Here is an 11,210-nt window from a genome sequence, read left to right as displayed (position 1 = left end):
CTTGAGCTCGATCATTCGTATCTGAGGATATCGCGTCACCAGATCCTTCATCTTGTCCATAGAGAAGTTTCCCTGCTCATCCCGCACACCGAAATATCCTGTACCGAACTGAAAACATACATCTGCTCCGAGGGCATGGTATGGGCTGAGCCCCCCTTCTCCGGTATTGTGATAATTTCCTGCTAGGGAAGAGCCTTGATTCAAAGCGGTGATGGCCGTTTTGGACAAGGAACCGTAACTCATTGCCCCGATATTGATAATGCTCCTCGGTCGATAGGGTCTTTTCCGACCATGTCTCAGTCCGATCACCTTGGCAGAAGGAAGGAAATCCTTCTCCTTGTACACCGGATGCCCTTCTTGCAGGCGAAAAGGGTACAAGGCCGGTTTGATCAGGACGAAATTCGGCTCGGACTGATTCTGATCCGTACCGAATCCCTGATAATTGTTCTCCTTCTTGGCGGATGAATAGATCCAGGCCCTTTGACTGCGATTGAAGGGTAATTCTTCCCGATTGTTGGCCACTATGTACTGGCGTAGTTCTGGGCCGATATTCTCCAACATGTAGCGGAAATGGCCGACCACTGGAAAATTATGGGAGATCGTGTGATGGCGATTGAAGAAGATATCGCGAATCGCCACTATGAGAAGGATAACTATGATCCATACCCACCAAGGAATCCCCAAGACTCCGATCACCCATACCATCGACAGCGTCATTCCTGTTTTATTCAGGTGTGTGAAATTATTACTTTGCAGCACTAGTCACATAGAACATGGATGATATACATCGAATAGTCGACCCCGGACCTGATTTTCACGTCACATCACTAGCAACCCATGTGTCTATGGAGAAATCGGAGAGCAAGGAACTCCTTAAGAAACAAGGCAAAGTACTCGATGAACTCCAACAGAGACTCTATGGGCATGCACGTCACAGCCTATTGATCGTCTTCCAAGCCATGGATGCAGCTGGTAAGGACAGTACCATACGTGCTGTATTCAGTGGAATGAATCCACAGGGATTCTTGGTGAGCAGCTTCAAGCAACCGACTTCTCGCGAACTAGCCCATGATTATCTATGGAGGATCAGTCGCCAACTACCCATGAGAGGTAAGATAGGGGTCTTCAACCGCTCGCACTATGAAGAAGTGCTCGTGTGCAAGGTACATCCGGAGTATATCACCTATCAGAATCTGCCGGATGTCTACAATGTATCTGATATCTATCCGGAATTCTATCAGAGGAGGTACCGCCAGATAAATGATTTCGAGCGCCATCTGCATGAGAACGGATATACGATCATCAAGTTCTTCTTGAATGTGAGCAGAGAAGAACAGGAGAAGCGTTTCCTGTCACGTATGACCCGACCGGAGAAACATTGGAAATTCAGCATGGGAGACCTGGAGGAGCGTCAACTTTGGCCCAGTTATATGGATGCCTATTCAGATGCGATCAAGAATACCAGTAAACCCCATGCGCCTTGGTATGCCATACCTGCAGATGACAAAGACTACATGCGAGCAACGGTAAGTAGGATCGTGATGTCCACCATGCAGGAGATGGATCTGGAATATCCAGAGGTCACAGCCAAACAGATACAGGAGATCGAGGAGGCCCGAAAGATCCTCGAGAATGAAAAAGTGAAATCGAAATAAACCATTCTAGCAATGTCATTGGCAGAACTTTTCGAATCAGGTGAGATGAAGGAGCATAAAGGCGCCTTTCGCAACCTAGTGCTCATTGCCAAGGCCGATGGATTCATCAGTGAAGTGGAGAAAGAGATGCTGGACCGTATGGGAGATTTCCTAGGTCTACGAGATGACCAAAAGGCAGACATCCTCAGTAATCCGGAGAAATATCCCATCAATCCACCGGTCAGTCTGCAGGAACGGAGAGAACGCTTGGTGGATCTCGTACGGATGGTGATGGTGGATGGAGAGATCGATGCTCGAGAGATGAAGGTGCTATACAAGTGTGGTGTAGGTCTGGGATACAAGGACACAGATCTTCCTTACCTGGTCAACCGTATTCAGCACTATATCCTACAAGGGATGGATCGGAATGGGGTCATCGAAGCCATGCTGAGTGAGCAGGTCTGAGCCAACTCTGGCAGATTGGGTGCATGCTTCACGTCTACGCACCTTACCCTTGGCACTGAGTACCATCATCACTGGAGCAGCCTTGGTCATCGACCATCACCCCGAAAACTTCTCCTTGCCGATCTTCATCCTTACCATCTGGACCACCATCCTTCTACAAATCCTATCGAACTGGGCCAATGATTTCGGAGACTTCACGCATGGTACGGACGATGAGACCCGGCTCGGTCCCATGCGCTCTATGCAAAGTGGGCGCATCAGTGTCCTTCAGATGCGAAGCGCCATTGTCATCCTTGCAATCACCTGTCTGGTAAGCGGTCTTGTTCTTCTTTACTGCAGCGGAATATTGCTGAGCCTCAGCGGATTCCTATTCATCTGCTTCGGTCTATTGGCCATTTGGGCTGCGATACGTTACACAGCAGGTCAAAATCCGTATGGTTACGCAGGTTGGGGTGATCTGGCCGTATTCATCTTCTTCGGATTGCTCGGAGTACTAGGTAGCTCCTACCTGCACTTGAAGAGCATACCCCTCACACTACACGTACTGCCAGCATCCAGTATGGGATTTTTGAGTGCGGCCGTGCTCAATTTGAACAACATGCGAGATGCCAAGGACGACCGCCATAAGGGAAAGACCACCATGGCCGTTCGGTTGGGAGCATACACGTCCAAGATCTACCATGCGTGCTTGATCAGCTTTGGCTTGATCAGCATGATCATCTACTCTATTCTGAGCTATGAGAGTCCTCTGGATTTCTTGTATCTAGTGATCAGCCCTGTTCTTCTGCTTCATGTCATACAGGTATTCAAAGTGGAGACGAGTAGGGACTTGGATCCAGAACTCAAAAAAGTAGCCTTGAGCACTTTCTTCATGTCTGTCTTGTTGTTCATCGCACAAATCCTTTGACGTGAAGGCAAGAGCGTATCCCTATATCCTCCGATTCAAATTCCAAGCAGGAACATCACGTGGGGTGATGACGGAAAAAACAAGCTGGATCATCGAGGTCTCACATCAAGGTCAAGACTACTATGGTGAATGCGGTCTGCTTGCAGGATTGAGTATAGATGACAGGGAAGGCTACCGTTCAGTCCTGGCAGAATCACTTGTTGCCTTTGAGAATGATGCATTGGATCTTGGTTCTTTGCATGACTGGCCCAGTATACGCTGTGGTTGGGAGATGCTCTTGAACTGTCTGGAAAACGAAGACCCTTCAATGGTCTATTCCAGTGAATTCAGAAAAGGGAGACCCATACCCATCAATGGCCTCATATGGATGGCCGATGCTGCCTCCATGCAGTCCCAAATAGAAGCCAGACTGGAAGATGGATTCGATTGTATTAAGATGAAGATCGGGGCCATAGACGTGGAAAAAGAACTCGCTCTGTTGAAGTCACTCCGCAAACGATTCGATTCTTCCCAGATAGAGATCCGGGTGGACGCAAATGGCGCATTCAGTCCGAAGGAAGCTGCAGAACTCCTCCCGCGATTGGCCGACTTGGAGATTCACTCTATTGAGCAGCCTATTGCTCGCGGACAGTGGGATGAAATGGCCCGACTCTGCCAAGAAGGGGTGCTACCCATTGCTTTGGATGAGGAATTGATCGGAATTACCGACCCTACTCATCAAGCTAGGATGGTCCAGCATATCTCCCCCCAGTACTTGATTCTTAAGCCCTCCTTGATCGGAGGGTTCCAAGTGGCCGATCGATGGATAGAGCTTGCTGAGTCCATAGATGCGGGATGGTGGGCCACTTCTGCCTTGGAATCCAATATCGGACTCAACGCTATCGCGCAGTGGTGTGGGACCAAGGACCTAGTGCTACCTCAGGGATTAGGCACCGGAAGTTTATATCTGAACAACATTCCCTCCCCGCTCAGCGTCAAGCATGGACAGATAGCCTATGACCGATCCCAGGTGTGGGACTATAGCCCCTTACATGATCGATGATTCCTTCAAGATATCGGGTCGGCCCTATCAGGAATGGCTGAAAGATCACGCAGGATCGACCGATGCTTTTCATCAGCAGATCATCTTGCAGATAGAGCGATGGAGCTCGGATGCTGAAGTCATGCACCTGAAGACTTCCGGTTCGACCGGAGAGCCAAAGAGCATTGCCTTGAAGAAAGACTGGATGATGCACTCGGCCCGAGCGACTGCAAAAAGACTTGACTTGGCTCAAGGTCAGAGCGCTCTACTCTGTTTGCCTGTGCAATTCATTGGAGGGCTCATGATGCTCGTTCGCGCGATGGTACTAGGTATGGACATCTATCCCATCCAGCCCTCCATGGATCCCGAACTCCCGGCCCAAGGAAAATTCGACTTTGCAGCGATGACGCCTCCTCAAGTAACGTCTCTACTGGATAGAGGAAATGTGCTAGAACGTATACACTGTTTGATCATCGGTGGAGCACCCGTCTCAGCCCTACTGGAATCCCGGATCAGAGAAGCAAAGACTTCTATCTACAGTACCTATGGAATGACAGAGACCGCAAGCCATATCGCTCTGCGTGCGCTCAATGGGGATGAGCGTGCTAGGTATTTCAGAGGCCTCCCCGGAGTAGAGTTCTCGACCGATGATCAGCATGCTCTTGCCATTCGTATCCCCTTTATGGATGATACGGTCATTCAGACCCGTGACGTGGTAGAACTCTTGGATGCACAGCGTTTCATTTGGAGAGGGCGTATCGACCACGTGATCAATTCCGGTGGATTGAAGGTCCATCCAGAAGAGATAGAGTCTGCATTGGCACAATACATACCTCATCCATTCATCATCCATAGCATTCCCGATCCAGTGCTGGGTGAAAAGGTAGTTCTGACGATAGAATCCGAACAGGTAGGACCATTATCACCCGAACTCCGATCAGTCATTCAAGGTCTTGGAGCCAAGAGACCTCGTGAGGTGTTCTCGATCAAACGCTTCCCTCGAACGGCTTCTGGAAAGATCCTTCGGCTGATCGATATCTCAGGGATACAGCCTATAGACCTGGACTTATAACACCGAATGGTTGGAAAAAGGATAAGTGACACACCCGTCTCTGTGGGTCACAATGTCGAAAATTGTGAGATGTATTCTCTTTGGCTCAGTATTGGCATAGCTGCACTCCGATGAACGGTCTTAAGACCTATATCTCATTAGTCACTTTGTGCATGGCTATGTGGTCAGGCCAGATCCATGGTCAGCAGGATCTCATACGGGTGATCGACACCAGTTGCGAAGAGATATGTGATGGATCTGCCGAGCTGATCACTTTCCGGTATCTACCTGAACGCTACTTCTATTGGATGTCAGAATCCGATGGCAAGTATCATCCGATGAACGAGGCCGTTCTGGAGGAATTATGTCCGGGCCAGTACCGTATCCGGAAGGTGGACGTGCAGATGGATGAAATTCCGATCGGAGAATTCCAAGACACCACCCTTATGGGATTCGAGGGGATCTCTCGATTCGTATTCTCGAGCACGGGTCGCAAGGAATTGAGCTTATACATGCGCTTGGATCGTGAGATCAACCATCTCAATTATTATCTGAAAGCAGAATACAGCATAGATGGAGGAGTCACATGGTCTTCATCCCAACAATTCCATCAAAAGGTGATGGAAGATGCTGCGGGCCGTAAGCACATCTATTACATGCTCAATTTTCCCCGGAGTGCACATGATCAAGAAGAGATCATAGTCAAGATCTATCAGCGAAAGACCGAGCAATTGAGCGGTCAACCGCAATTTCAAGTACTTCGGTCATTCATCGAATCCAAGGAGTATGAAGAGTACGCTTTCGAAGTCGGGATCAAACATCATATACGCATCCAGAGCACAGTATCCAACGAGTTGGAGGGTGGAGATGGATATATCTCACTGGCCTTGAGAGGAGGTACACCTCCATATCAGTGTGAGTGGGATGATGGTACAGAAGGTCTGAAGCGGACCCATTTGCAACGTGGCACGTATTCAGTCAAAGTGCGGGACAGGAAGAACTGTCAAGAGACCGCTCGATTCGTTGTGCTCCCGCCTGAAGGAGAAGAGAGCCTGGGTCGATTTGCACTCGATGCACGTGAAGACCTGATAGGGACATTCCGTCTTCAGATCAAGGATCTCTATCGCAAACCGTTGGAACTGATCATCACTTCTCTGGACAGCACCATGGTCAAGAAGTTCGAGATCAACCCCTTGTATGAGGACCTGACCATGGACCTCGACCTATCCTTTCTGAACACCGGAGAATACCAAGCTACATTATCAACATCCGGTTTTTCTAAGAATGTGGCCATCCGGATCGATTGACGCTCCTTTCAGAGCAAATTAGATGTGACTTAATATGTGATTGCCCGTCTCAAGATCGATTGATCGTGATCGGACCATTATTCAACAAGATTGGCTAAAGAATCGGACGAGGATATCGTCAGGAAAATAGTAGAGACCAATGAGCATGAGCTCTTTGGAGAATTATACGAGCGATACAAGACCAAGGTCTACCACAAGTGTATCTCATTCTCCAAAGATCAAGACGAGGCTAAAGATCTGCTACACGATGTTTTCTTGAAGACATTCACCAGTTTGTCCAGGTTCTCCGGTCGGTCCTCATTCTCGACCTGGCTGTACAGTATCACGTACAACTATTGCGTGGACTATGCTCGCAGCAAGAGGAAGCGGAGGACTGAAGACATCGATGAAAGGTGGGATATAAGTGATAAGGACGATGAAAAAAATGAACGCGAACTCATGTCCATGCATGCCGAACGCTTGGGAAGCGTATTGGATCGAATCAGTCCCAATGAAAAGGCCATTCTGCTGATGAAGTATCAGGATGGATTCTCGATCAAGGAGATCATGGGAATGCTGGAATTGAGTGAGAGCGCGGTGAAAATGAGGATAAAGAGAGCAAAAGCAAGTGCACTGGAAAACTATCAAGAACTATTTGCAGAGGACCTGATATGAGCGGCAACCCATTCAAAATAATCGAACCCACAGAACAGGCTCCCGAGTCTGTCAGAGGGGAATTGATGGGCAGCATTGACAATGTGGTGCTCATGCTGAGGTTTGTACAGCTCTTTGTGGCGGACACTACCGCTGTAGCCCTCAACAAGATGAAGATCGACCTGGACACCAAGAAAGACAACCCTAACAACGAAGACCGATGAATCTATTGAACGAACTCAAAGAAGCTCTGACCCGATCTTTGGAGATGATACTCGATGGCTTTGCGAGTGCATTGCCCAAACTCATCCTTGTCATCATCTTACTCCTGGTAGGTTGGATGGTATCCAAATTGGTAAAGAAGCTTATCGTAAAGGCCCTCAAGCTCATCAAACTAGATGATGCCATGGACCGTTTGGAATTGAGCCCTACCCTGTCAGGAATCGGGATCTCCAGTACAGCTGGATTCATCGGTTCAGTAGCCTATTGGATGATCATGCTCATATTCTTGCTCACTATAGCAGAGGTCATCAATATGTCCATTCTATCTGAAGGAATCGCTGCTATCCTATCCTACATTCCTCAATTGCTCATAGCACTGGTCATTCTCATATTCGGGATGTTCATCGCCAATATGATCAAGAACCTGGTCTACAATGCGACCGATTCTATCGGCCTGAAGGGTGCGCGGGTGATCAGTAATATCGTGTACTACGTGCTCTTCATATTCATTGCCATCACCGCCATCAATCAGACCGGAGTGGATACCAGTATCATCACTTCCAATGTCACACTCATCTTCGGTGCTATGTTGTTGGCATTCGGCATCAGCTATGGCGTGGCATCAAAAGATATCATGGCCAATATGCTCTCGACCTTCTATCGCAAGGACAAGTTCAGAATAGGTACGCGGATACGGGTCAACGGTATAGAAGGAGTGATCAAAGAAATGGATAGTCTATCCATCACTTTAGAACACGAGGGGAAACAGACTGTCATCCCCATGAAACATCTAGTGGAGAATGTCGTAGAGGTCCTCCACTGACAAGAAGCTTATCAAATACAAATCAGCAATTTTAAAACAGGATCTATGAAACAAAGAGCACTTACAATCGCATGTGCCATACTATTCACTTCTGGGGTTTGGGCCCAAGAAGCAGCGCAAGACACCACCTGGAAGACCGGTGGTCTGGTCGCTATCAATCTCTCGCAAGTCAGCTTGACCAATTGGGCTGCTGGAGGATTCAGCTCCATTTCAGGAAATGCAGCCCTCAACCTTTTTGCCAATATGAAGGAAGGCAAGAATACTTGGGACAACACGCTGTCTCTGGGCTATGGACTCCTCAAGCAAGGAGATGATGGAGACGTGCAGAAGACCGATGACCGCATCGACCTATCATCGAAGTATGGTAGAGAAGCTTGGAACCCGAAGTGGTATTACAGTGCTTTGGCCAATTTCAGAACCCAGTTCACAGAGGGATTGGGAAGTGAAGTAGAATTGTCAGATGGAAGTACTGAGCGCTATGTCATCTCTGACCTGTTGGCTCCAGCCTATGTGCTGGCTTCTTTGGGTCTGGACTACAAACCCAATGACAAGTTCACTGTATTCATCTCTCCGGTAACAGCCAAATTCACCATCGTCAATGACGATGTATTGGCCGCAGGAGGAGCTTTCGGTGTAGACCCAGGGGTGGTAGGATATACGGAAGAAGACGGATTCTTCGTAGTCGAAGAGGGTTCCAACAGCCGATCAGAATTCGGAGGATATCTGAAATCCAGCTACACCACAGATATCATGGAGAATGTGAAGTTCTCTACTATGTTGGATCTCTTCTCGAATTATGAGAACCCAACCTACATCGATGTCAATTGGGATGCCCTCATCGGAATGAAAGTCAATGACTACATCAACGTTACCCTAGGCACTACGGTTCTTTATGACCACGATATCAAAATTGTGGATGAAGACGGTGATGTCGGTCCTCGCACACAGTTCCGTCAGATTTTCGGCATCGGATTCGCATATACGTTGTAATATTGATGAATAATATAGACAAGATGAAGAATACGATAAGAACCATCTTCGGTATCGCCTTGATGACATTCGCAGTCAATACGATGGCCCAAGATGAAAAAAAGGCCGAGGTCTCTGAAACCCATCCGGAAGTAGAGCATTTGGCCAAGACGTATGATCTCACTCCCGAGCAAGTACAAGCCATCACCGAGATCTATGCAGAAAGCGCTGAGCGCAACATGTCCCTTGACAAGGAAACAAAAGATCTCAAGGTGAAGTATGGTGAGAATATGAAGGAGATGACTCCTTCTGAAAGGGACCAGACCAAAGGCCAACTCGAGGACTATACCAAAGAGCGCAAGATGCTCGAAATGGTACGCGAACGTAAAGTCATGTCCGTTCTGACCAAAGAACAACTCGAGAGGTACAAAGAGGCAGCTGCTCAACGCGCAGAAGAGCGCAAACAGCACGAGATGAAGGAGAAGATGGAGACGAAGGAGAAGATCGAGATGAAGGAGAAAAGTGAGATGAAGGAGAAAAGCGAGAAGTGATTCGCTCAGAATATCCTAGGAACAGAAAAGGGGCCACGCGGCCCCTTTTCTTTTATCAGACTGCGAGTCTATCTCACTTGACGGCAACCGCTAGATAGCGGGTCCCTGACCAGAATTCACCCGGATCAGTGATGAATATCTCCTTGTACTGCTTGCCATCCATGATCAGTTCATAGCTCTCTGTAGGATGCGCTGAGATCAGTTCCACATCATCGGATTCCAAAGGCAGGCGTTGCACTTCGCGTATATCCAATTCAGTGAAATATTCTTTATTGAAGTCATCCTTGAGCTTCCAAGTGGATCCGAGTCCGAGAACTCCTCCCTGCTTCTCAGCCACATGCATCTCCTCCAATTCACGTTTGCTACCGTAGGCGAAATAGGCCTTGTGCAACTCGGAATCCTGCATGGAGCTAATAAGTAGCTGCTCATTGTATTCGTCCAGTAGATCGGCATAACCTTCTTCCAGTTCTACCAGCCGTACCTTGAAATCCTCTATCTCTTTCTGACGGTCCAAGAGATCCATCTTCAGATTGGCCACGAGACGCTCGAACTCGTACAACTGACCATTGGATGTCTTCAACTTCAACTCTAGGGATTGGATCTTCTCCTGGTTCTTTTTGATCAGACCATCCACCAAAGCGATATCATCGATGATGGATTGCTGCGGTGAATCCGAGAGATCCGAATCGCCTACGGTCAGGCCGTCCAGCAATTGCTCCCTTTGAGTAATGTCCCGTAAGTCCATCTGTATGCTCTCCAAGCCACCGACCAGGTCCTCGATCGCCAATTCTTTTTGTCGCATCTGCTCTTTCAGTTGCTCGTTGACTCCTTGTAGTTGTTCTACCTCCTCATTGCTACATGAGCTAAGTATCAGGGCAATCATCACCCCCAGTATCGCTGTATATTTCATCATTTCGCGTATTAAATGGTTCATCGAATCAGTTCATAGATATGACGTGATCCATGCTGGAAGATTATCCCTATCAGGGACTATTCGACCAAACCCCGCCATCAAGGCACGAATGCAGAAATATCCGGGTACAATCCAAGGCAGTATGCAGCACAACTCGGCCTTTTCGACCCTGTAGGAGCCGGATTCATCTAAAAGGCCTGTGATTATTGGCCTCGAGCGATTCGAGACGATAATTTTGAACGGAACGGCAAGCTAATTGTATAATGAAAGGCATGTATCAGAAAATTCTCTTTACAAGCGTCCTAGGTATGGCTTTTCTGGCCAGCCCAGCACAGGTCGATCTTTCCAAATACTCAGCTACTAAACGCACCAAGATCGCTGAAGAGGAGCAAATAGCATCCGAGACCGATCAAGTGTTCCAAACGCTTATGACTCAAGGAGTCGAGTTCTTTGAGAACAACGAATTCGAGCAGGCCATCGACCGTTTTGAAGAAGCTGGTGAGCGTAGACCGCTAAACGTATACCCACCGGTCATGATCGAAGATGTGCGACTCGCCATGGACCTGTATGTGGAAGAAGAACCTCAAGAAGAGGAGGTCGAAAATCCAGTGGAAGAGCAATCGAAAGAACCTGAATTGACCGCTGAAGAACGGGTGGAACAGATGTATCAGGCCGAACTGGCCAAGGTCTACAAAGACATGCCCCCACCCCCCA

General features: G+C 48.2%; 14 protein-coding genes. 12 read left to right on the top strand and 2 right to left on the bottom strand.

The window, feature by feature from the left end:
- Positions 1-705 (bottom strand): FMN-binding glutamate synthase family protein (locus HKN79_11085; GenBank protein NNC84110.1); only part of this gene is annotated, 705 nt, incomplete at its 3' end.
- A gap of 68 nt (positions 706-773) precedes the next feature.
- Between HKN79_11085 and HKN79_11080 the strand changes: the two genes are divergently transcribed.
- The 11 genes from HKN79_11080 to HKN79_11030 all read left to right on the top strand — a co-directional run bounded on the left by HKN79_11080 (position 774) and on the right by HKN79_11030 (position 9,583).
- Entirely contained in the window at positions 774-1,655 is an 882-nt protein-coding gene (locus HKN79_11080) for a polyphosphate kinase 2 family protein (GenBank protein NNC84109.1), read from the top strand.
- A gap of 12 nt (positions 1,656-1,667) precedes the next feature.
- A complete protein-coding gene (locus tag HKN79_11075; protein ID NNC84108.1) occupies positions 1,668-2,099 on the top strand; it encodes a TerB family tellurite resistance protein in 432 nt (143 codons plus the stop codon).
- Positions 2,086-3,006 (top strand): 1,4-dihydroxy-2-naphthoate octaprenyltransferase, encoded by a 921-nt coding sequence (gene menA / locus HKN79_11070; GenBank protein NNC84107.1) that lies wholly within the window; start codon positions 2,086-2,088, stop codon positions 3,004-3,006. Before HKN79_11075 ends, menA begins: the two co-directional genes overlap by 14 nt.
- 67 nt (positions 3,007-3,073) lie before the next feature.
- Positions 3,074-4,048, top strand: coding sequence for an o-succinylbenzoate synthase (locus HKN79_11065; GenBank protein NNC84106.1), 975 nt, complete (start codon positions 3,074-3,076; stop codon positions 4,046-4,048).
- On the top strand, positions 4,038-5,099 hold the full coding sequence (locus tag HKN79_11060; protein ID NNC84105.1) for an AMP-binding protein: 1,062 nt from the start codon (positions 4,038-4,040) through the stop codon (positions 5,097-5,099). Before HKN79_11065 ends, HKN79_11060 begins: the two co-directional genes overlap by 11 nt.
- 152 nt (positions 5,100-5,251) lie before the next feature.
- Positions 5,252-6,385: a hypothetical protein gene (locus tag HKN79_11055; GenBank protein ID NNC84104.1), complete on the top strand. Its 1,134-nt coding sequence runs from the start codon at positions 5,252-5,254 to the stop codon at positions 6,383-6,385.
- A 90-nt stretch (positions 6,386-6,475) separates the two neighbouring features.
- Positions 6,476-7,039, top strand: coding sequence for an RNA polymerase sigma factor (locus tag HKN79_11050; GenBank protein ID NNC84103.1), 564 nt, complete (start codon positions 6,476-6,478; stop codon positions 7,037-7,039).
- Positions 7,036-7,242 (top strand): hypothetical protein, encoded by a 207-nt coding sequence (locus HKN79_11045; protein NNC84102.1) that lies wholly within the window; start codon positions 7,036-7,038, stop codon positions 7,240-7,242. The genes HKN79_11050 and HKN79_11045 overlap by 4 nt, the downstream gene beginning before the upstream one ends.
- Positions 7,239-8,063 carry a mechanosensitive ion channel gene (locus tag HKN79_11040; GenBank protein NNC84101.1) on the top strand — a complete coding sequence of 275 codons (825 nt, stop codon included), beginning with the start codon at positions 7,239-7,241 and terminating at the stop codon, positions 8,061-8,063. Before HKN79_11045 ends, HKN79_11040 begins: the two co-directional genes overlap by 4 nt.
- A 45-nt stretch (positions 8,064-8,108) precedes the next feature.
- Positions 8,109-9,053, top strand: coding sequence for a DUF3078 domain-containing protein (locus tag HKN79_11035; protein NNC84100.1), 945 nt, complete (start codon positions 8,109-8,111; stop codon positions 9,051-9,053).
- 5 nt (positions 9,054-9,058) lie between these two features.
- The gene (locus HKN79_11030; GenBank protein ID NNC84099.1) at positions 9,059-9,583 is read left to right on the top strand and encodes a hypothetical protein; all 525 of its coding nucleotides are present in this window, start codon (positions 9,059-9,061) and stop codon (positions 9,581-9,583) included.
- Between the two features lie 73 nt (positions 9,584-9,656).
- On the opposite strand, the gene HKN79_11025 is transcribed toward HKN79_11030, so the two are convergent.
- Positions 9,657-10,496 carry a hypothetical protein gene (locus HKN79_11025; protein ID NNC84098.1) on the bottom strand — a complete coding sequence of 280 codons (840 nt, stop codon included), beginning with the start codon at positions 10,494-10,496 and terminating at the stop codon, positions 9,657-9,659.
- Positions 10,497-10,768: 272 nt separating this feature from the next.
- Here HKN79_11025 and HKN79_11020 point away from each other — a divergent pair.
- On the top strand, positions 10,769-11,210 hold a 442-nt coding region (locus HKN79_11020; protein ID NNC84097.1), incomplete at its 3' end, for a hypothetical protein.

The organism is Flavobacteriales bacterium (assembly GCA_013001705.1).
In the GTDB taxonomy this organism is placed as follows: Bacteria; Bacteroidota; Bacteroidia; order Flavobacteriales_D; family JABDKJ01; genus JABDLZ01.
This window is presented reverse-complemented; position numbering and strand designations above follow the sequence as displayed.

Excerpts from the sequence above, each read along its gene's own strand:
- HKN79_11080 (NNC84109.1), top strand. The coding sequence starts at position 774 with ATGGATGATATACATCGAATAGTCGACCCCGGACCTGATTTTCACGTC.
- HKN79_11075 (NNC84108.1), top strand. The coding sequence starts at position 1,668 with ATGTCATTGGCAGAACTTTTCGAATCAGGTGAGATGAAGGAGCATAAA.
- HKN79_11065 (NNC84106.1), top strand. The coding sequence starts at position 3,074 with ATGACGGAAAAAACAAGCTGGATCATCGAGGTCTCACATCAAGGTCAA.
- HKN79_11060 (NNC84105.1), top strand. The coding sequence starts at position 4,038 with ATGATCGATGATTCCTTCAAGATATCGGGTCGGCCCTATCAGGAATGG.
- HKN79_11055 (NNC84104.1), top strand. The coding sequence starts at position 5,252 with ATGGCTATGTGGTCAGGCCAGATCCATGGTCAGCAGGATCTCATACGG.
- HKN79_11045 (NNC84102.1), top strand. The coding sequence starts at position 7,036 with ATGAGCGGCAACCCATTCAAAATAATCGAACCCACAGAACAGGCTCCC.
- HKN79_11040 (NNC84101.1), top strand. The coding sequence starts at position 7,239 with ATGAATCTATTGAACGAACTCAAAGAAGCTCTGACCCGATCTTTGGAG.
- HKN79_11035 (NNC84100.1), top strand. The coding sequence starts at position 8,109 with ATGAAACAAAGAGCACTTACAATCGCATGTGCCATACTATTCACTTCT.
- HKN79_11030 (NNC84099.1), top strand. The coding sequence starts at position 9,059 with ATGAATAATATAGACAAGATGAAGAATACGATAAGAACCATCTTCGGT.
- HKN79_11025 (NNC84098.1), bottom strand. The coding sequence starts at position 10,496 with ATGATGAAATATACAGCGATACTGGGGGTGATGATTGCCCTGATACTT.